Here is a 19,153-nt window from a genome sequence, read left to right as displayed (position 1 = left end):
CCTCTCACTTCACCGGCTTGAACGCGATCACGTCGATCTCGACCTTCGCGTCCACCATCAGCCGCGCCTCGGTCGTCGAGCGGGCCGGCTTGCCGTTCGGAAAGTAGCTCATGTAGATGCGGTTGAACGCGCCGAAGTCGCGCGCGTCCTGCAGCCAGCAGGTGCTCTTGCAGACATCGTCGAAGCTCGCGCCGGCGAGCGCCAGCACCGCCTTCAGGTTCTCCATCACCTGGCGCGTCTGCGCCTCGATGCCGCCGGCGACGATCTCGCCGTTCGAATCCGCCGGGACCTGGCCCGACACGTAGATGAAGTCACCGGCGCGCACGGCCGGCGAGAACGGCCGCGCCTGGCGGTCGGAAGCCACCGGCGGGGCGCCAAGGTATTCAAGGGGCATGGAAGACTCCTTCAGGATGAAAACAGTGCAGCTGTGCACCATAGATGTGAAAGCGTCTTTCAGTCAACACCGTCATATGGCGGGTAAACCCCGATTATTTGGCACGAGGATTGCTCCATAGTCGCGTCGCTCTGAAAAATACTTTCAGATTTCAGCCGTACGCACTTGTTGGAGACCCGCCATGCCCCGCACCGCATCCCTCCCCCGCCGCACCTTGCTGAAGCTGCCCGCCGCGCTCGGCCTGGCCGCCTGCCTGCTCGGGGCCACCGGCGCCGCGCAGGCCCAGGGCCCGCGCAACTTCGCGACGCTCGCGATGGTCGGCGAACCGCAGACGCTGGACCCGATGGGTTCCACCGCCGACCTGGTCGGCACCATCATGCAGCACGTCTACGAGCCGCTCTACACCTTCGACGCGAAGTGGAACGTGGTGCCGATGCTGGCCGAATCGCAACCGAAGATCAGCGCCGACGGCAAGACCTACGCGATCACGCTGCGCAAGGGCGTGATGCTGCACAGCGGCCGCGAACTGACCGCCGACGACGTGGTCGCGAGCCTGCAGCGCTGGATGGAACAGGCGCCGCGCGGCAAGGCCGTCGCGAAGGAGCTCGACAGCCTGAAGGCGACCGGCCCGCTCGCGGTGCAGATCGTGCTGAAGAACCCGTATGCGCCGCTGCTGGCCCAGCTCGCGCTGCCGAGCGGCATGGCCGCGATCATGGCCAAGGAATCGATCGCGACGCCGCTGAAGGAGTTCGTCGGCACCGGCCCGTACCGCTTCAAGGAACGCAAGCCCGACGCCTACGTGCTGCTGACGCGCTTCGACAAGTACAGCGCCCGCAAGGAAGCCGCAAGCGGCTACGCCGGCAAGCGCGAGGCGCTGATCGAGGAGCTGCGCTTCGTGCCGGTGCCCAACGCGAACACCCGCGTCGAAGGCGCGCTCGCGGCGCAGTACGACTTCGCCGACCTGCTGCCGGTCGAGGCGCTGTCGCGGCTCGAGAAGGCCACCGGCAAGACGCTGCCGATCCTGACGCCCTCGTTCGGCTTCCCGTACCTGGTGCTGAACACCAAGGAAGGCGTGGCCGCCAACGTCGGCGTGCGCCGCGCGCTGCAGACCGCGATCGGCGAAGGCGAGATGCTGGCCGCCGGCTTCGGCGACACCCGCTTCTTCAGCGCCGAAGGCAACCACTTCCCGAAGGGCTCGCCGTTCTATTCGAACGTGGGCACCGACCTCTACAACCAGCGCAACGCGAAGAAGGCGAAGGACGAGGCCGAGAAGGCCGGCTACAAGGGCGAGCCGGTGCGCGTGCTGACGAGCCGCCAGTACGACTTCCACTACAACATGGCGCTGCTGATGGCCGAGCAGCTGAAGCGCGCCGGCTTCAAGGTCGAGCTCAACGTCGTCGACTGGGCCACGCTGGTGCAGCGCCGCAACGATTCGAAGCTGTGGGACCTGTACGTCACCCACTCCGGCCAGTTCCCCGAGCCGATGCTGTCGCCGCCGCAACTCGGCGAAGGCGCGCCCGGCTGGTGGAGCTCGCCGGCCAAGCAGGCGGCGCTCGCGGCCTTCAACCAGGAAACCGATGCGGCCAAGCGCGGCGCGCTGTGGGGCAAGGTGCAGCAGGTGGTGTACGACGAGGTGCCGTACATCAACGTCGGCCGCTTCAACGGGCTGTCGGCGCGCAGCCTGGCGCTCGACGGCTACGTGCCGGCGACCTGGCCGTTCTTCTGGAACGCGCGGATCAAGTAAGTCCCGCTTCATCCGCACAGGCAGCCGATGCATCGCTACCTCCTCTCCCGCCTCGCCGGCATGCTGGCGGTGCTCGCCATCGTCGCGGTGATGGTGTTCGTGCTGACGCGCGCCGCGTCGGGCGACCCGATCTCGGTGCTGCTGGGCGACCAGGCCACCGCCGAGGACATCGCCCGCGTGCAGAAGGACTACGGCCTCGACAAGCCGCTGCCGGTGCAGTTCGCGTACTGGCTCGGCGAGGTGCTGCACGGCAACCTCGGCCAGTCGATCTTCCTGCAGCGCCCGGTCACGCAGGCGCTGTGGGAGCGCGCCGAGCCGACCACGCTGCTCGCGCTGATGGCGGTCGCCATCGCGGCGCTGATCGGCATCCCGTGCGGCATCGTCTCGGCGGTGTACCGCGGGCGCTGGCTCGACCAGGTCGTCACCGGCGCCGCGATGCTGGGCGCCAGCATCCCGAGCTTCTGGTTCGGCATCGTGCTGATCCAGCTGTTCGCGGTGTCGCTCGGCTGGTTCCCGGTGTCCGGCTACGGCGCGCCCGACGCCGCGCTCGGCGAGCGCATCCACGCGCTGATGCTGCCGTCGCTGGTGCTGGGCGTGCTGAACTCGGCGCTGATCATCCGCTTCACGCGGGCCTCGATGCTCGACGTGCTCGGCGAAGACTACGTGCGCACCGCGCGCTCGAAGGGCCTCGGCGAAGGCACGGTGGTGCTGAAGCACGCGCTGCGCAACGCGCTGGTGCCGGTGGTCACGGTGCTCGGGCTGACGGTCGCGCTGATGATCGGCGGCGCGGTCGTCACCGAGACGGTGTTCGGCCTGCCGGGCATCGGCAACCTGGTGGTCAATGCGGTGCTGCGGCGCGACTACCCGGTGATCCAGGGCGCACTGCTGGTGATCGCGGCGATCTACGTGCTGATCAATTTTGCAATCGACCTGCTCTACGTGGCCGTCGACCCCCGGGTCAAGCTCTGAGGATGGCCTTGTGAAGATCCCTCGCCTCCTCAAGCAACTGATGCACCGCCGCATCGTGATGGTCTCGGCCGCGCTGCTGCTGGTCATCGCGGTGCTGGCGCTCGGTGCGCCGTGGTTCGCATCGTTCGACCCGAACGACACCGCGGTGCTCGACCGCCTGAAGGCGCCGAGCGCCGCCCACCTGCTCGGCACCGACGAGCTTGGCCGCGACCTGTACGCCCGCATCGTGCACGGCGCGCGCTACTCGCTGGCGATCGCGGCGCTGACGGCGCTCGGCTCGGTGCTCGCCGGCACGCTGCTCGGGCTGGTGGCCGGCTTCTTCCGCCGCCTCGACACCCCGCTGATGCGGGTGGTCGACGCGATGATGTCCTTCCCCGACATCCTGCTGGCGATCGCGCTGGTCGCGATCCTCGGGGCCTCGCTGCTGAACGTGGTGCTGGCGCTGGTGCTGGTCTACACGCCGCGCGTCGCGCGGGTGGTGCGGGCGTCGACGCTGGTGGTGCGCGAGCTGCTGTTCGTCGAGGCGGTGCGCGCGCTGGGCGTGCGCACCTCGCGCATCCTGTGGCGCCACATCCTGCCGAACCTGCTGTCGCCGATCCTGGTGCAGGTGTCGTTCATCTTCGCGTATGCGATCCTGGCCGAGGCCGGCCTGTCGTTCCTCGGCGTCGGCGTGCCGCCGGAGATTCCCACCTGGGGCACGATGGTCGCCGGCAGCCAGCAGTACGCCGATCGCGCGTTCTGGGTCGTGCTGTTCCCCGGCCTCGCGATCATCGTGACGGCGCTCTCGCTGCAGATCCTCGGCGACGGCGTGCGCGACCTGCTCGATCCCAAGCTGAAGAAGACGCTATGAATCGCCTCACCGTCACCGGCCTCAGCACCTGCTTCCCGACCGAAGACGGGCTGGTGCGCTCGGTCGCCGATGTCAGCTTCGGCATCGCCCCCGGCAAGACCACCGCGATCGTCGGCGAATCGGGCTCGGGCAAGTCGGTCACCAGCCTGACGCTGATGCGCCTGCTCCCGAAGACCGCGCGCGCGCAGGTCGAAGGCAGCGCGCGCTTCGTCACCCGCGCCGGCACCGAGGTCGACCTGCTGACGCTGGCCGATGCGCCGATGCGCGCGCTGCGCGGCAACGAGCTGGCGATGATCTTCCAGGAGCCGATGACGAGCCTGAACCCGGTGTTCACCGTCGGCGAGCAGATCGCCGAGAGCGTGCGCCTGCACAAGCGGCTGGACCGCACGGCCGCGCTCGCGCACGCGAAGCGCATGCTGGACTTGGTGGAAATCCCCGCCGCCGCGCAGCGCCTGCACGAGTACCCGCACCAGCTGTCGGGCGGCATGCGCCAGCGCGTGATGATCGCGCTGGCGATGGCCTGCGACCCGACGCTGCTGATCGCCGACGAGCCGACCACCGCGCTCGACGTGACGATCCAGGCGCAGATCCTGGTGCTGATGCGCCGGCTGCAGGCCGAGACCGGCATGAGCATCCTGTTCATCACGCACAACCTCGGCGTGGTCGCGCACCATGCGGACGACGTGGTCGTGATGTATGCCGGCCGCGTCGTCGAGTCGGCGCCGGTGCGGCCGCTGTTCGCGTCACCGGCGCACCCGTACACGCAGGGGCTGCTGGCCTGCCTGCCGGGCAAGGCGCACGCGGGATCGACCCCGGGGCAGCCGCGGCCGAAGCGGCTGTTCGCGATCCGCGGCCAGGTGTCGAGCCCGCTCGCGCCGCCGCCGGGCTGTGCGTTCGAGCCGCGCTGCGACCAGGCGATCCCGGCCTGCGCGCAGGCGGTGCCGCCGCTGCTGCCCACCGACGACGCGCGACAGGCGCGCTGCATCCGCGTGCCGTCGCTTGAAAGGAACGCCGCATGAGCGACGCTGCCACCCCGCTGATCGAGGTGAGGAACCTGAAGCGCTATTTCGGCAGCAATGACAAGCCGGTGCGCGCGGTCGATGACGTGTCGTTCGCGATCCGGGCCGGCGAGACGCTCGGCCTGGTCGGCGAATCGGGCTCGGGCAAGAGCACCATCGGCCGCACCGTGCTGCGCCTGATCGAGCGCACCGCCGGCCAGGTGCTGTACCGCGGCGACGACCTCGGCGCGCTGTCGGCCGAGCGCATGCGCAAGCTGCGCAGCAAGCTGCAGATCATCTTCCAGGACCCGTACGCCAGCCTGAACCCGAAGATGCGGATCAGCGCGATCCTGGACGAGGCCTTGTCGACGCACGGGCTCGCGAAGGGCCGGCGCAAGGAGCGCATCGCCGAACTGCTCGAGCTGGTCGGGCTGCGCCCCGAGCATGCGAGCCGCTTCCCGCACGAGTTCTCCGGCGGCCAGCGGCAACGCATCGGCATCGCGCGTGCGCTGGCGGTGGAGCCGGAGTTCATCGTCGCCGACGAGCCGCTGTCGGCGCTGGACGTGTCGATCCAGGCGCAGGTGATCAACCTGCTGGCCGAGCTGCGCGAGCGGCTGTCGCTGACGATGCTGTTCATCTCGCACGACCTCGACGTGGTCGAGTACCTGTGCGACCGCGTGGTCGTGCTGTACCTCGGACGCGTGATGGAGGTGTCGACGACGGCGGAGCTGTTCGCGCGGCCGCTGCATCCGTACACGCAGGCGCTGCTGGCCGCGAGCCCGAAGCCCGACCCGCTGGACAAGACCGAGATCATCCCGCTGAAGGGCGACATCCCGAGCCCGATGAACCCGCCGTCGGGTTGCGTGTTCCGCACGCGCTGCCCGAAGGCGGTCGACGCGTGCGCGCAAACCATCCCGCCGCTGGAAGAAAAGGCGCCCGGGCGGTTCTCGGCGTGCATCCTGTGAAGCTGCATCACTTCTCTCCCGTTCACCCTGAGCAGGGACCGAGCTTGTCGAGGGCCCGTGTCGAAGGGCGGCCTCCGAAGCGCGCCAACCGGGGCTTCGACAGGCTCAGCCCGACCCTTCGACAAGCTCAGGTCCTTCGACAAGCTCAGGATGATCGGGCCCTTCGACAAGCTCAGGGCGAACGGGAGCGGAGTTCACTCGCAAAGAAAGTCATGCCATGACCCACGACCTGATCGACCCGCTGCTGCAACCCGGCCTGAAGGGCTACCCGCTGACCGCTTCGCCGCGCCGCCGCAGCGAGGTCGCCGCGGCCGGCTGGAACGTGCTGGCCGGCGACCTGCCGCTGCCGCTCGCGGTGCTGAAGCGCGAGGCGCTGGAGCACAACATCGCGTGGATGCAGCAGCGCACCGCCGACTGGGGCATCGAGCTCGCGCCGCACGGCAAGACGACGATGTCGCCGCAGCTGTTCCGCCGCCAGCTCGATGCGGGCGCCTGGGGCCTGACCTTCGCGACGGTGAACCAGCTCGCGGTCGGTGTCGCCGCCGGCGCGCGCCGCACGCTGATCGCCAACCAGGTCGTGCACGACGCCGACCTCGCGGCGATCCAGGCGCTGCTGCGCAGCCATGCGGACTTGCGCATCGTGTTCCTGGTCGATTCGCTCGCGCAGCTCGACCTGATCGAGGCCTGGGCGCTGGCCCATCCCGGCGCCCTGCCCTTCGAGGCGATGCTCGAGGTCGGCGTCGCCGGCGGCCGCAGCGGCGTGCGCACGCTCGACGAAGGCGCCGCACTCGCGCGCCGGATGCATGAGAGCACGGCATTGAAGCTGGTCGGCATCGAATGCTACGAGGGCCTGGGCGCCAAGGGCGAGACCGATGCCGACGTGCCGTATGCGAAGGCGCTGATGGATCGCGTCGAAGCCATCGCGAAGACCGCCGATGCCGAAGGCCTGTTCGACGCCGACGAGGTGCTGCTGTCGGCCGGCGGCTCGGCCATCTTCGACCTGGTGGCCGGCCGGCTGACGCCGTCGCTCGCGCGCCCGGTGCGCGGCCTGCTGCGCTCCGGCTGCTACGTGACGCACGACCACGGCTTCTACAAGCGCATGGTGAACAGCGTCGAGTCCCGCCTGGGCTGCGGCTGCGGCGAGACGCTGCGGCCGGCGATGGAGGTCTGGGCGATGGTGCAGTCGCGCCCGGAGCCGGGCCTCGCGATCCTCGCGGTCGGCAAGCGCGACATCTCGTTCGACCTGGCGCTGCCGGTGCCGATCGCGCGCGCCGCACGCGGCGCGCGGCAGGCCGGTGCGGTGCCGGCCAGCTGGTCCATCACCGGGCTGAACGACCAGCATGCGTACCTGCGTTGGGACGCGGCCGACGAGGCCACGGCACCGGCCGTCGGCGAGCGCATCGGCCTCGGCATCTCGCACCCCTGCACCACCTTCGACAAATGGCACTGGATGCCGGTCGTCGAGAACGACTACCGCGTCAGCGACGCGGTCGCGATGCATTTCTGACCCACGACCATGACCAAGAGCCTGCTGGAGAACGTGGCCGCGGCGCGCGACGGCGCACCGACCGCGCGCCGCGCGATCCTCGACCTGATCCTCGACGACCCCGACCGCGTGCTCGAAGAGAGCTTCGAATCGCTGGCCGAGCGCGCCGGCAGCTCGGTGCCCACCGTGATGCGCACCTGCCGCGACCTCGGCTTCGCCGGGCTGCGCGAATTCAAGCTCGCGCTGGCCCACGCGCTGGCGCTCGGCGGCTCGCCGCTGCACCGGCGCGTCAACATCGAGGACAGCGCCGACGAGGTGGTCACGAAGATCTCGCGCAGCGCCGCCGCGTCGGTGGCCGGCGTGCGTGCGCAGCTCGACATGGCCGCGCTGGGCGCCGCCGTCGATGCGCTCGCGTTCGCGCGCCACGTCGACCTGTACGGCGCCGGTTCCACCTCGTGGTTCATGGCGCAGGACCTGCAGGCGCGGCTGTTCCGCCTCGGGCTGTCGGCCACCGCCTGGGCCGACTACCACCTGCAGCAGGTGGCGGCCGCGGCGCAGAACGACAGCGGCGTCGTGATCGCGATCTCGCACGTCGGCGGCATGCCGTCGCTGCTCGATTCGGTCGACATCGCGCGCGCGCAGGGCGCGAAGGCGGTCTGCATCACCCGCCCCGGCACGCCGCTGGCCGAGCGCGCCGACATGCTGATCGCGCTGAGCGTGCCCGACGATGCGGTGATGCACGTCGGCATCGACGCCTACCTGACCCACCTGACCGTGATCGAGATCCTGACCGTGCTGGTCGCGCAACGCCGCGGCGACCCGGCGGTGAAACGCCTGACCTACGTGCGCGAGGCGCTGCAGCGCCACGGCATCGACGTGCGCACGCACCCGCTGCAGAGCTGGGATGGCGGCGGCGTGGGGACCAAGCCATGAAGGCGACACTGCTGCAGAACGGCCGGGTCGTCGACGGCTCCGGCGACCCGTCATGGACCGGCGACGTGCTGATCGCCGGCGACCGCATCCTGCGCACCGGCGTCGGCCTGCGCGACCGCCTGCCCGACGGCCTGTCGCCCGCCGAGGTCGAGACCGTCGACTGCACCGGCCTCGCGATCGCCCCCGGCTTCATCGACGCCCACACGCACGACGATGCGATCGTGCTGCGCGACCCCGACGGGCTGCCGAAGCTGTCGCAAGGCATCACGACCGTCGTCACCGGCAACTGCGGCATCTCGCTCGCGCCCTTCGTCACCGACGCCGCGAAGCCGCCGCTGAACCTGCTCGGCGCCGGCTCGTTCCGCTACCCGACGATGGCCGCGTACCGCGATGCGGTGCGGGCCGTGCAGCCGTCGCTGAACGTCGCCGCGCTGGTCGGCCACACGACGCTGCGCTTCGCGGCAGTCGCCGACCTGTCGCAGCCGGCCAGCGCCGACGAGCGTGCGCGCATGGCCGCGCTGCTCGAGGCGAGCATGGCCGACGGCGCGCACGGCCTGTCGTCCGGGCTGTTCTACGAGGAGGCCTACCCGGCGCCGGCCGACGAGGTGACGCAGCTCGCGCGCATCGTCGCCCGCCACGGCGGCATCTACGCAACGCACCTGCGCAGCGAGATGGCGCAGATCATCGAGGCGCTGCACGAGGCCGGCGACACCGCGTTCGAGGCCGGCGTGCCGCTGGTCATCTCGCACCACAAGTGCGCCGGCCCGGCCAACTGGGGCCGCACGCGCGAGACGCTGCCGCTGATCGATGCGCTCGGCGCGCGCCAGCCGGTCGCGATGGACGTCTACCCCTACGTCGCCGGCTCGACCGTGCTGCGCGAGGACCTGGTCGACGGCGTGATCGACGTGATGCTGACCTGGAGCGACACCCACCCGGAGCACACCGGCCGGCTGCTGTCGGCCATCGCCGACGACTGGGGCGTCGACCAGAAGACCGCGTGCCGCCGGCTGCAGCCGGGCGGCGCCTGCTACTTCCAGATGAACGAGGACGACGTCGAGCGCGTGATCGCGCACCCGCGCACGATGATCGGCTCCGACGGCCTGCCGCACGACCGCCACCCGCACCCGCGGCTGTGGGGCGCGTTCCCGCGCGTGCTGGCACGCTACTGGCGCGAGAAGCAGCTGTTCACGCTGGAGCAGGCGGTGCACAAGATGACCGGGCTGACGGCCCGCAACTTCCGCATTGCCGAGCGCGGCCTGCTGCGCCCGGGGATGATGGCCGACGTGGTGGTGTTCGACCCGGCCCGCATTGCCGACACCGCCACCTACGACGTGCCGATCAGCGCGAGCATCGGGATTGCCTCAGTGCACGTGAACGGCGTGCGCGCCTATGCTGCAGGGCCGCAGCCGATGGTGCTGCAGCGCGCCGGCCGCATGTTGACGAGGGGAACACCGAGTGCCGTCTGAACAGATGCTGGAGAAATCGCTCGATGTGCTGGCGATCGGCGAAGCGATGGCCGAGTTCAACCAGCAGCCCGACGGCCGCTACCTCGCCGGCTTCGGCGGCGACACCTCGAACTGCGCGATCGCCGCCGCCCGCATGGGCGCGCGCACCGGCTACCTGACGCAGGTCGGCGACGACCTGTTCGGCGAGCAGCTGCTGGCGCTGTGGCGGCACGAAGGCATCGGGACGCAGGGCGTGCAGCGGCTCGCCGGTGCCGAGACCGGGCTGTACTTCGTCACGCACGCCGACGGCGCACACCGCTTCTCGTACCGCCGTGCCGGCAGCGCCGCCAGCCGGCTGCGGCCGGTCGACCTGCCGCCGGGTGTCGTGCAGGGCGCGCACTGGCTGCATTGCTCGGGCATCTCGCAGGCGATCGGCGCGTCGGCCTGCGATGCGGTGTTCGAGGCCATCGCCCGCGCCCGCAGCGCCGGCACGCGCATCAGCTACGACCTGAACTTCCGCCCGGCGCTGTGGCCGGCGGCCCGCGCGCTGGCCATCGCACGCGAGACGCTGGCGCACTGCGACCTGTTCTTCCCGAGCATCGACGAGATCGGCGCGCTGACCGGGCTGCTGCGCCACGACGAGATCCTGCGCTGGTCGCACGACCAGGGCGCGAAGCGCGTCGCGCTGAAGCTCGGTGCGGCCGGCTGCCTGGTGTCGGACGCGAACGGCGCGCGGCTGATCGCGCCGCACCCGGTGACGCCGGTCGACGCGACCGGTGCGGGAGATTGCTTCGCCGGCGCGCTGCTCGCGCGGCTGTCGGCCGGCGACACGCTGGACCGCGCGGCCCGGCTGGCCAACATCGCCGCGGCGCTCAGCACCTGCGGGCATGGCGCGGTGGCACCGCTGCCGACGCTGGCCGAGGTCTTCGCGGCGGAGGATTGAACGGCGCAGTGGTCAGGCCGCCTGCAGCATCACCATGCGCTGCCAGCCGATCTCGATGAAGTTCCAGGCCCGGCCGTCGGCGAGCACCGCCCAGCGGACCATCAGCTCGCCCAGGCCCGACAGCGTGTCGGGCGCACGCACCTCGATGCGCACCATCGGGCTCTCGAACTGCTGCACGTCGTCGTTCGAGACGGCACGCACCGCGAACGCCGCGCCGTCGGCCGGCGGTGGCGTGTCGACCGACGGCAGCGCCACCTGGCGCCCTTCGAACATCCGGCGCTCGGCGTACTGCAGCATCGATTCGCCGAACGCATCGGCCGCCTGGCGCCATGCATTCACCAGCGCCTCCAGTGCATCGCGGGTGTCGGCATCGGGCATGGCCATGTAGTGGATGCCGGTCAGCGGGGCAGGCGCCCGGCGTGGCGCGCAGCAGGCGTCTTTCAGCGACGGGGGTGTCGCGAAGCGCCGCAGCCAGCGATGGGGGCGGCCGGCGCGGGCGACGAGGCCACCGGCGTGTTCCGGATCCGGCACGGGCCTCGTCGTCGCAGGCGTCTTCGCCGGATGGCAAGGAAGGTGCTTGAACTGATGCAGGAACCGCCGCATTCCGAACTCCCGGAGTGAGTCGGTCGGCGCAGGTCGCCGACCCGCCCGCTGAGTAACCTCAGGCGGCGGGTGGTTCCAGCGTCGTTGGTCCCGGTGCTATTGAACTTCGCCGGCGCGCCGGAGTTCGTCGCACTGCGCGTGCTTCGCGAACTGCGGCTTCGCGCACTGCGACTGCATGCAATACAGCAGCGCGAAATTCACGCGCGTGCCACAGGCCGCGCGCGGGTTGGTCGCGTTGGCCACGACGGCCTCGGCCGGTGGCTTCGCGGTGGTGGGCGCCGGCGCGGCTTCGACACGCGGCGCCGGTGGTGCCTCGACCGGGGCGACGGCCGCCGGTTCGGGCGGCGGCGGTGCGGCAGCCGCTGCCGGCGCGGCCTCGGGGGCCTCGTCATCGGCCGCCTTGTCCGGCTCGGCCGGCGCGGCGCGCAGCGGCGCGGCCAGCGGTTGCAAGGCCACGGCCGGCACCGGCACCGGCTTGGGCGCGCGCGGCCGCAGCGTGAGGTACAGCGCCGCGCCGGCCAGCGAGGCGGCGCACAGCAGCACCAGCCAGGTGCCGGTGCGGCGCGGTGGCGCCACCGGCAGCGGCGGCGGGTCGAAGCGCGACTGGAAGCGCGAGTCGCCGAAGCCGGGCTCGGCGCGACTGCCGCCGGGGCTGCGCGTCGCCGGACGGACCGGCGGCGCGAGGGCACGTTCAGCCGCGGCCGACAGCACCGGCGCCGCAGCACGGGCCGGGGCCGGGGCCGTCGTTGAGGAAGCCTCCGCGGCCGGCGGCGCCCACCCCAGGCAGCGCCGGAACTCGGCCACGCTGCGCAGCCGCTGCCGCGGGTCGACCGACAGCGCACGGTCGATGCCGGCCAGGAAGCGCGGGTCGTACGGCAGCCCGGTCAGCGGCCGGTGAACGCGCGGCACCGCCGAGCCGAGCGCGGCCTGGCCGGTGACCGCCGCGTGCAGCACGCTGGCGAGCGCGCGCAGGTCGGACCACGCCCCGGGCGGCGCCAGCGGCTTCTCGTCGGTCGGCGGCGGCGCGCTGGCCAGCAGCACCGGCACGCCGACACCGCGCACGACGATCGCCTCGGGCGAGATGCCGCCGTGGTGGGCCTGCGCCGCATGCAGCAGGTCGACCGCATCGAGCACCGGCGTCAGCATCGCGCGCAGCCAGGCTTCGTCGGGCGCGCGCGGCAAGGCCTTCAGCGCGCCGGCCAGGTTCGGGCCCGGCACGAAATTCATCGCGTAGTAGGCGGTGCCGTTCTCTTCCCAGAAGCTCTGCACCCGGATCAGCGCCGAATGCTCGAAGCGGGCGAACAGCTTGGCGCGCTGCAGGAACTCGCGCCGGCCGGCTTCGAAGGCCGTGGCATGGCCGCTGCGCCGCGGCACCACCTCGACGCCGTCACCGCGCTGCGCCAGCGTCGTCGGGAAGTACTCCTTGATCGCGACCTGCCGTTGCAGCGACGAATCCAGCGCCAGGTAGACGACACCGGAATCGCCGCGGCCGAGCAGCTCGACGATGCGGAACCCGCCGACGCGCGCACCCGCCAGCAGCACGTCGCTGGCCGGCACGGTGTCGAACTGCGTGGTCGGACCGAAGTCGGGTTTCTGGGGGGCGCGAGGCGTCGTCATGGTCAGAAATTCATCGCTGCGAAATCCGGCGGTGGGCACTCATTGGAGCCGAGCCCACGGGGTGGTCGGACGGTGGTTGTCATACATCGAGGGAGCCCGTGAGAAAAGTCACGCGCTCCAACGCGAAGGCATCGACGTGTTACCAACGGCGATCGAAGCATCCCCCTGGAAGAAGCAGATGTCGCGCCAGCCATCGCGCTCAGGGATGGAGCTTTTCATGGCGGGCCAGCATCGCGACCAGCGTCGCGATGCGGCGTTCCCGGGTCTCGGGCTTCTTCGCGGTCTGCACGCGCCACAGCACCGCATAGCGGTTGGTGCTGTTCAGCGTCTTGAAGAAGGCGGCGGCCACCGGTTGGGCATCGAACGCCGCCTGCAGGTCCGGCGGCACGGTGATCGTGCGCATCGAGTCGTAGGCCTGGTCCCAGCGGCCGTCGTCCTTCGCGCGGTCGATCTCGCGCTGGCCGGCCGGCTGCATGCGGCCCTGCGCGGTCAGCGCGGCGACCTTCTCGCGGTTGACCTTCGACCAGAGGCTGCGCGCCCGCCGCGGCGTGAAGCGCTGCAGCCAGTGGTGCTCGTCCAGGCCCTTCTTGTGCCCGTCGATCCAGCCGTGGCACAGCGCGACCTCGAGCGCTTCGGCATAGCTGACCGACCCCTTCTCGGCACCCGGGCGCGAGATCAGCAGCCACACGCCGTCGGCGTCGGCGTGGTGCTTCGCAAGCCAGGTCTCCCAACCGCGAACGGTGGCGAAGCGGCGGGCGCTGCCTTCGGGCGTCTCCGTGGTTTCCTTGGTCTCCTTGGTTTCCCTGGTTTCCTTGCTCATGGCAGCTCCGCGACGGCATGCGCCAGGCGCTCGATGTCGTCGTCATCGTTGTAGACCTGGGCGGAGACCCGCACGAACAGGCGATCGCCGCGCGAGATCACCGGCACCTCGATGCGGCGCTCGTCCAGCAGCCAGTCCTTCAGCCGCAGCGCCCGGGCGGCATCGCCCTGCGCGAACCGCTGCGGCAGCGGCAGCGTGACCATGCAGCCGGTCATCGCGTCGGGCGTCTGCCACGCCTGGCCCCACAGCGACGCCAGCCGCTGCGCCGCGCGGCGTGCCAGCGCGTGCTTGTGGTCGTGCATCGCCGCCTCGCCGAGGAAGCCGGTGATGAAATCGATGCCATCAGGGGCGCACAAAAAAGGCGTCGGGTCGCGCGTGCCGGTCCAGTCGAATTCCTGGTGCCAACCGACATCCAGGCCCCACGAAATGACGGGCGGATGCAGTCCGTCGCGACGGCCCGGTGCGGCCCACAGCAGGCCGCAGCCGCGTGGCGCGAAGGCCCACTTGTGCAGGTTCGCGACATACCAGTCGACACCGAGCGACGGGATGTCGAGCGGGATCGCGCCCGGCGCATGCGCGCCATCGGCCAGCACCGGCACGCCGTGGGCGCGGCACAGCGCGGCGAGCTGCGCGAGCGGCAGCACCAGCGCGGTCTCCGACGTGACGTGGTCGAGGATCACCAGCCGCGTGCGGGCGTTCAGCACCGGCTCGAGCAGGCGCTGCGGCAGCGACGCATCGGCGAGCGGGAACGGCAGCGTCAGCGTGACGACGCGGGCGCCCTGCTCGCGCGCGACGAACGCGGCGGTGCGCGACACCGCGCCGTAGGCATGGTCGAACAGCACGATCTCGTCGCCGGCCTGCAGCCGCAGCGAGCGCAGCACCGCGTTGACGCCGGCGCTCGCGTTGTCGACGAAGACGATGTCATCGCCGGTGGCGCCGACGAAGGCCGCGACGCGCGCAGCCGCTGCGCGCATGCGGGTGGGTTCGGCCGGCGCCTGCGGCGCGAGGCTCATCAGCTCGCGCAGCAGGAACCGCGCCGGGTGGCGCTCGACCTGCTCGCGCAGGTGCTGCTGCGCATCGAGCACGCGGCGCGGCGTGACGCCGACAGTGCCGTGGTTCAGGTAGGTGGCGTCGGGGTCGAGCCACCAGTGTTCGAGCATCTGTCGTCCGAAGCGCACCTTGTCGGTCCTCCCTGGCGGTCGTGGCCGCCAGGGGGCGATTCTGACGCAAGCGCGGCCTCATGAAAGAGACTCTTCGGCCGGGTTCTCGGCCGCTGCGAACAGCAGTTCGAACAACTGTCGCGTGCGAGGCGTCATCTGCCGCGGATCCGGGTGCTGCAGTTCGTGGCACGCCGCCAGCACCTTCGCGTACACCGCCTCGTAGATGCGCCGCACCGCGCCGCCCGCGCCGACGATCTCGCGGTCATAGCCGGGCACGATGCCGATCAGCCGCCAGCCCAGCCGCTCGAAGGCCTGCTGGGTGTGCGGGATCTTCAGCGTCGCCATGCCGTAGATCAGCCCCATGCCGAGCGCGCGGCCGACGCGCTCGATCGCGGCGATCGCATGCAGGCCGAGGCCGGCGCCGCGGTGTTCGGGCGCGACGACGGCCAGCCGGCCGTACAGCGTCAGCGCCTCGGGCTCGCGTTCGCACGCGATCATCCCGGCGATGCGCTCGCCGAACTTGATCACGACGACGATGAAGTTGCGCCCGGGCGCGTCGGGCAGCAGCACCTCGCGCTCATAGAAGCCGCGACGAAGGAAGCCGCTCGCCGCACCGACGCCCACGTCCGGGTACCAGCGGTCGAGGTGGGCCACCAGCGCGCCGATGTCGTCGCGCCGCAGCAGTTCGAAGCGGTAGCCCGCCGGCAGCGGCGACGCGTCGAGCACGCCGTCCAGCAGCGCTCTTTCGGTAGTCGGGGACTCGCTCATGACACCCCTCCCATCGCCGTACCGGCGCTGCGGTAGCGGATCTCCAGCCGGCCGCTGCTGCGCGCACCGGCGCGGACCGACACCGGGTAGGCGAGCACCTCGCCGACCAGCCCGGCGTACTTGCCGCTGCCGCCCACCAGCCGGCTGCGCCGCACGCCGTAGCCCTCGAGTTCGGCCTCGTCGGCCTGCGTCTCGAACACGAAACGATCGCCGGTGGGATCGACCAGCACGCAGGTGCGGCGGCTCACGACACCGGCGCCGCGCAGGCTGATGCAGCGGCCGCTGGCCACGTGGAACGGGCCGCTGCCGCCATCGACGCGCGTGCGGGCCAGGCTCTCGACCACGACGATCGATTCGCCGTCGGGCCGGCCGGTCGCGATGACCTCGCGCCGGCTGACGCTGTAGTCGCCGAACGCGACATGCAGTTCGTCGGCGTCATGCGCTGCCGCGAGCAGCGGCCCGCAGGCCTGCAGCAACAACAGCCACTTGAAGCGTGCCTTCATCGCTCAGCCCTCCTGGTTGCAGTCGCGCACCGGCAGGCCCTTGTCGGCCGCGTACTTCTTCGCGGCCACGGCCATCATCGGGCCGAGCAGCGTGCGGTCGGACTCGTACCAGTCGGAGGTGTAGTGCCACGCCGTGCCGTTCCAGCTGTGGATGCGGGCCCGGTGCGCGCCTTCGTGGTCGGCGCAGGAGGTGTGCAGCGGCTGCAGCATGCCGTCGATGCCCAGCGTGCCGATGCGGCCGGCGTCGATCGCCAGGTGCTCGGCACCCCAGCGCACCTGCTCGCCGGTCAGCGGCTGGCGGCCATAGCGGCCCTGCGCGGTGCGCACCGCCTCGACCACCAGCAGCGCATTCAGCAGCCCGCGGTTGTAGAGCACCTGGCCGATCGCCGACGCGTCGCCGGCGCCCTTGCCGCGGCCGTACACGTAGCGGCGCATGTCGTCGTGCACGCGACGCTGGTCGGCGCTGTGCTGCAGCGTCAGCGCGTGGTAGCCGGCCGCGGCCGCCTGCGACGGCAGCACGTCGGGTTCGGCCCCCGCCCACCAGACGCCGTACATGCGATCGCGCGGGTAGTTCACCGCGATGGCCTCGTTGATCGCGGTCGAGTTCATCACGCCCCAGCCCCAGATGAACACATGGTCGGGGCGGGTCTGGCGGATCTGCAGCCAGGCCGCCTTCTGCTCGATGCCGGGGTGGGCCACCGGGATCGCGACGAACTCGAAGCCGAGCCGGTGCGACAAGGCCTGCAGCACCGGGATCGGCTCCTTGCCGTACGGTGAGTCGTGGTACAGCAGCGCGATCTTGCGGCCCCGCAGCTTCGGCATGCCGCCCTCGCGCTCGGCGACGTGCTGCACCAGCATGTCGGCCGCGTCCCAGTAGGTGCCGAGCAGCGGGAAATTCCACTTGAACACGCTGCCGTCGGTCGACTCCGAGCGGCCGTAGCCCATCGTGATCAACGGGATCTTGTCGGCGGCCACCTTGTCGCCGAGCGCGAAGGTGATGCCGGTGGACAGCGGGTTGAAGCTGGTCGCACCGGTCGGGCCCTTGCCCTTCAGGCGCTCGTAGCATTCGACGCCGCGGTCGGTGGAGTAGCCGGTCTCGCATTCCTCGTAGGTGATCTTCACGCCGCCGATGCCGCCGTCGCGCTCGTTGACGAGGTTCAGGTAGTCGACGAAGCCGTTCGCCCACGGCACGCCGTTCGGCGCATAGGCGCCGGTGCGGAACACCAGCACCGGAAAGAACTGTTCGTTCGGGATCGCGGCATGGCCGGGCACCGCGGCACAGGCGGCAACGGCAGCGGCGACGGTGGTCATCAGTCTCTTCAGCAAGGTGTTCATCGAGGGGTCCTCAAGGCGGTTGGCATGCCCCGGTCGGGACATGTCGCACAGCGTAGGAGGAGACCCCTCGCGGGCTCGTCGCGCGGCGACGTTGCTTCGTCGCGCAGCGATGTTGCAAATGTTCGCGTCAGAGGCTCTCAGGCCGCCAACGGCTCGCGGCGCAGCGCCGCGGTCAGCGCCGACGGCGACTGGTAGCCGCACTCCAGCGCGGCCTGGTAGACCGGCATGCCGGCATCGATGCAACGCCGGGCCGCCGCGAGCCGGCGCCGCCGCACCAGCGCCATCGGGCTGACGCCGAGTTCGGCGCGGCAGCGCAGCGCGAACTGCGGCGCACTCAGGTGGACCTGCGCCGCGAGGTCGGCCACCGCCAGCGGCTCATCGAGGCGCTCGTCGACCCAGCGGTCGAGCGCTTCCCAGTCGATGCTCCGGCGCAGCCGCGGCCCGCCGAGCGGCAGGCTGGCGGCCAGGCTCGCGACCAGCAACTCGATGGTCGCCGCCTGCGAGGCGGCGTCATCGGCATGCCGGCGGCTCGCGAGGTAGCGCATCAGGTGCGCGGTCGACGCATGCACCGAGCGCAGCTGCCCGGCCAGCGGCGCGAGTGCCGCGCGGTGCGCGGCCTCGCCGGAGCGCAGCACCAGGCAGGCTGCGCCGGCGCGCACCGTGCAGCGGCGCTGCTCGCCGGGCGGGATCACCAGCACGCGGCCGGCCTGCACCGCATGGCGGCGGCCCTTCAGCACCAGCTCCAGGCGGCCCTGCAGGCCGAAGACGACCTGGAAATGGTCGCTGGCCGGCAGCGTGCCGTCGGCGGTGCACGAGCTCAGCATCGAGATCGAAGCGGGGGGCGGGACGGGACTCATTGACAGCAGCGCGGCGCCGGTTGAATATTGAACCCGAGTTCATGTCATGAATCCGGATTCATAGCTTAGGCGACCCGACCCGGTTGATCAACCCGCATGGCGTATCAGCGCACCCCCTACGTCGAGAGCAAGCGTGCCGAGGCCCGCGACCGCTTCATCGAGGCCGGCCTGACGCTGCTGTCGCAAGGCGGCTGGCGCGACGTGCAGATGTCGGCCGTCGCCGCGCTGGCGGGCTTGTCGACGGGGTCGCTGTACCTGCATTTCCCGTCGAAGACGCAGCTGCTGCTGGAGCTCTACTGCGCGCAGGCGGACAACGAGCTGGCGATCACGACCGCCATCGTCGCGCAGCCGGGCACGGCGCGCGAACGCCTCGCGGCCGCGATCGGCAGCTTCGCGCAGCGGGCGCTGAACGGCGGACGGCTCTCGTACGCGCTCGTGCTGGAGCCGACCGACGCCGAGGTCGAGCAGTTGCGGCTGCAGTTCCACGCCGAATTCATCGCGCTGTTCCAGAAGCTGCTCGACGAGGGCCAGGCGAGCGGCGAACTGCGCGTGGCCGACACCCGCATCGCGGCGGCCTGCGTGTTCGGCAGCATCACCGAATCGCTGTTGCACCCGCTGGGCATGGCGGCCCAGGCGGCACGCGCGCCGGGCGAGAGCCGGCGCGGGCGCCGGGTCGATGCGTCGGCGCTGATCGGGCCGCTGGTGGATTTCTGCTTCCACGGCGCGGCGGCGCCACCGCCACGGCGTCGCCGTTGAACCCGAG

General features: G+C 71.2%; 19 protein-coding genes. 10 read left to right on the top strand and 9 right to left on the bottom strand.

Annotation, left to right across the window (positions count from 1 at the left end):
- Positions 1-4: 4 nt before the first annotated feature.
- Positions 5-394 (bottom strand): RidA family protein, encoded by a 390-nt coding sequence (locus ASC98_RS23625; protein WP_056815137.1) that lies wholly within the window; start codon positions 392-394, stop codon positions 5-7.
- Between the two features lie 181 nt (positions 395-575).
- Between ASC98_RS23625 and ASC98_RS23620 the strand changes: the two genes are divergently transcribed.
- From ASC98_RS23620 to ASC98_RS23580, 9 genes are all read left to right on the top strand, one after another.
- On the top strand, positions 576-2,138 hold the full coding sequence (locus ASC98_RS23620) for an ABC transporter substrate-binding protein (protein ID WP_056815135.1): 1,563 nt from the start codon (positions 576-578) through the stop codon (positions 2,136-2,138).
- 27 nt (positions 2,139-2,165) lie between these two features.
- Entirely contained in the window at positions 2,166-3,107 is a 942-nt protein-coding gene (locus ASC98_RS23615; protein ID WP_056815131.1) for an ABC transporter permease, read from the top strand.
- A 10-nt stretch (positions 3,108-3,117) separates the two neighbouring features.
- Entirely contained in the window at positions 3,118-3,957 is an 840-nt protein-coding gene (locus ASC98_RS23610; RefSeq protein ID WP_056815127.1) for an ABC transporter permease, read from the top strand.
- Complete coding sequence (locus tag ASC98_RS23605; RefSeq protein ID WP_056815124.1) at positions 3,954-4,976, top strand: ABC transporter ATP-binding protein; 1,023 nt, start codon at positions 3,954-3,956, stop codon at positions 4,974-4,976. Before ASC98_RS23610 ends, ASC98_RS23605 begins: the two co-directional genes overlap by 4 nt.
- A complete protein-coding gene (locus tag ASC98_RS23600; protein WP_056815121.1) occupies positions 4,973-5,920 on the top strand; it encodes an ABC transporter ATP-binding protein in 948 nt (315 codons plus the stop codon). The genes ASC98_RS23605 and ASC98_RS23600 overlap by 4 nt, the downstream gene beginning before the upstream one ends.
- Before the next feature lie 217 nt (positions 5,921-6,137).
- Positions 6,138-7,427, top strand: coding sequence for an alanine racemase (locus ASC98_RS23595; protein ID WP_056820513.1), 1,290 nt, complete (start codon positions 6,138-6,140; stop codon positions 7,425-7,427).
- Positions 7,428-7,436: 9 nt separating this feature from the next.
- Positions 7,437-8,339 (top strand): MurR/RpiR family transcriptional regulator, encoded by a 903-nt coding sequence (locus tag ASC98_RS23590; protein WP_056815115.1) that lies wholly within the window; start codon positions 7,437-7,439, stop codon positions 8,337-8,339.
- Positions 8,336-9,805, top strand: a complete 1,470-nt coding sequence (locus ASC98_RS23585; RefSeq protein WP_056815112.1) for an amidohydrolase family protein — start codon at positions 8,336-8,338, stop codon at positions 9,803-9,805. The genes ASC98_RS23590 and ASC98_RS23585 overlap by 4 nt, the downstream gene beginning before the upstream one ends.
- Positions 9,795-10,727, top strand: a complete 933-nt coding sequence (locus ASC98_RS23580) for a sugar kinase (RefSeq protein WP_369820466.1) — start codon at positions 9,795-9,797, stop codon at positions 10,725-10,727. The genes ASC98_RS23585 and ASC98_RS23580 overlap by 11 nt, the downstream gene beginning before the upstream one ends.
- Before the next feature lie 12 nt (positions 10,728-10,739).
- On the opposite strand, the gene ASC98_RS23575 is transcribed toward ASC98_RS23580, so the two are convergent.
- The 8 genes from ASC98_RS23575 to ASC98_RS23540 all read right to left on the bottom strand — a co-directional run bounded on the left by ASC98_RS23575 (position 10,740) and on the right by ASC98_RS23540 (position 18,390).
- Positions 10,740-11,258, bottom strand: a complete 519-nt coding sequence (locus ASC98_RS23575) for a hypothetical protein (RefSeq protein ID WP_157598069.1) — start codon at positions 11,256-11,258, stop codon at positions 10,740-10,742.
- 168 nt (positions 11,259-11,426) lie between these two features.
- Positions 11,427-12,947 carry a hypothetical protein gene (locus ASC98_RS23570; protein ID WP_056815102.1) on the bottom strand — a complete coding sequence of 507 codons (1,521 nt, stop codon included), beginning with the start codon at positions 12,945-12,947 and terminating at the stop codon, positions 11,427-11,429.
- A gap of 199 nt (positions 12,948-13,146) precedes the next feature.
- Entirely contained in the window at positions 13,147-13,767 is a 621-nt protein-coding gene (locus tag ASC98_RS23565) for a YdeI family protein (protein WP_056815099.1), read from the bottom strand.
- The gene (locus ASC98_RS23560; RefSeq protein ID WP_200953065.1) at positions 13,764-14,945 is read right to left on the bottom strand and encodes an aminotransferase class V-fold PLP-dependent enzyme; all 1,182 of its coding nucleotides are present in this window, start codon (positions 14,943-14,945) and stop codon (positions 13,764-13,766) included. Before ASC98_RS23560 ends, ASC98_RS23565 begins: the two co-directional genes overlap by 4 nt.
- A gap of 60 nt (positions 14,946-15,005) precedes the next feature.
- A complete protein-coding gene (locus ASC98_RS23555; protein WP_056815094.1) occupies positions 15,006-15,695 on the bottom strand; it encodes a GNAT family N-acetyltransferase in 690 nt (229 codons plus the stop codon).
- Complete coding sequence (locus ASC98_RS23550; RefSeq protein WP_056815091.1) at positions 15,692-16,198, bottom strand: hypothetical protein; 507 nt, start codon at positions 16,196-16,198, stop codon at positions 15,692-15,694. Before ASC98_RS23550 ends, ASC98_RS23555 begins: the two co-directional genes overlap by 4 nt.
- 3 nt (positions 16,199-16,201) lie before the next feature.
- Positions 16,202-17,533, bottom strand: coding sequence for an ABC transporter substrate-binding protein (locus tag ASC98_RS23545; protein WP_056815088.1), 1,332 nt, complete (start codon positions 17,531-17,533; stop codon positions 16,202-16,204).
- Positions 17,534-17,670: 137 nt separating this feature from the next.
- Positions 17,671-18,390: an AraC family transcriptional regulator gene (locus ASC98_RS23540; protein WP_157598068.1), complete on the bottom strand. Its 720-nt coding sequence runs from the start codon at positions 18,388-18,390 to the stop codon at positions 17,671-17,673.
- Between the two features lie 96 nt (positions 18,391-18,486).
- Between ASC98_RS23540 and ASC98_RS23535 the strand changes: the two genes are divergently transcribed.
- Positions 18,487-19,146 carry a TetR/AcrR family transcriptional regulator gene (locus tag ASC98_RS23535; RefSeq protein ID WP_056815079.1) on the top strand — a complete coding sequence of 220 codons (660 nt, stop codon included), beginning with the start codon at positions 18,487-18,489 and terminating at the stop codon, positions 19,144-19,146.
- The last annotated feature ends 7 nt before the right edge of the window (positions 19,147-19,153 follow it).

The organism is Rhizobacter sp. Root1238, assembly GCF_001425825.1.
Taxonomy (GTDB): Bacteria; Pseudomonadota; Gammaproteobacteria; order Burkholderiales; family Burkholderiaceae_C; genus Rhizobacter.
Note: the sequence above shows the minus strand (reverse complement) of the source record. Positions and strands in the feature narration are given on the sequence as shown.

Excerpts from the sequence above, each read along its gene's own strand:
- ASC98_RS23625 (WP_056815137.1), bottom strand. The coding sequence starts at position 394 with ATGCCCCTTGAATACCTTGGCGCCCCGCCGGTGGCTTCCGACCGCCAG.
- ASC98_RS23620 (WP_056815135.1), top strand. The coding sequence starts at position 576 with ATGCCCCGCACCGCATCCCTCCCCCGCCGCACCTTGCTGAAGCTGCCC.
- ASC98_RS23615 (WP_056815131.1), top strand. The coding sequence starts at position 2,166 with ATGCATCGCTACCTCCTCTCCCGCCTCGCCGGCATGCTGGCGGTGCTC.
- ASC98_RS23605 (WP_056815124.1), top strand. The coding sequence starts at position 3,954 with ATGAATCGCCTCACCGTCACCGGCCTCAGCACCTGCTTCCCGACCGAA.
- ASC98_RS23600 (WP_056815121.1), top strand. The coding sequence starts at position 4,973 with ATGAGCGACGCTGCCACCCCGCTGATCGAGGTGAGGAACCTGAAGCGC.
- ASC98_RS23595 (WP_056820513.1), top strand. The coding sequence starts at position 6,138 with ATGACCCACGACCTGATCGACCCGCTGCTGCAACCCGGCCTGAAGGGC.
- ASC98_RS23590 (WP_056815115.1), top strand. The coding sequence starts at position 7,437 with ATGACCAAGAGCCTGCTGGAGAACGTGGCCGCGGCGCGCGACGGCGCA.
- ASC98_RS23585 (WP_056815112.1), top strand. The coding sequence starts at position 8,336 with ATGAAGGCGACACTGCTGCAGAACGGCCGGGTCGTCGACGGCTCCGGC.
- ASC98_RS23570 (WP_056815102.1), bottom strand. The coding sequence starts at position 12,947 with ATGACGACGCCTCGCGCCCCCCAGAAACCCGACTTCGGTCCGACCACG.
- ASC98_RS23565 (WP_056815099.1), bottom strand. The coding sequence starts at position 13,767 with ATGAGCAAGGAAACCAGGGAAACCAAGGAGACCAAGGAAACCACGGAG.
- ASC98_RS23555 (WP_056815094.1), bottom strand. The coding sequence starts at position 15,695 with ATGAGCGAGTCCCCGACTACCGAAAGAGCGCTGCTGGACGGCGTGCTC.
- ASC98_RS23550 (WP_056815091.1), bottom strand. The coding sequence starts at position 16,198 with ATGAAGGCACGCTTCAAGTGGCTGTTGTTGCTGCAGGCCTGCGGGCCG.
- ASC98_RS23545 (WP_056815088.1), bottom strand. The coding sequence starts at position 17,533 with ATGAACACCTTGCTGAAGAGACTGATGACCACCGTCGCCGCTGCCGTT.
- ASC98_RS23540 (WP_157598068.1), bottom strand. The coding sequence starts at position 18,390 with ATGAGTCCCGTCCCGCCCCCCGCTTCGATCTCGATGCTGAGCTCGTGC.
- ASC98_RS23535 (WP_056815079.1), top strand. The coding sequence starts at position 18,487 with ATGGCGTATCAGCGCACCCCCTACGTCGAGAGCAAGCGTGCCGAGGCC.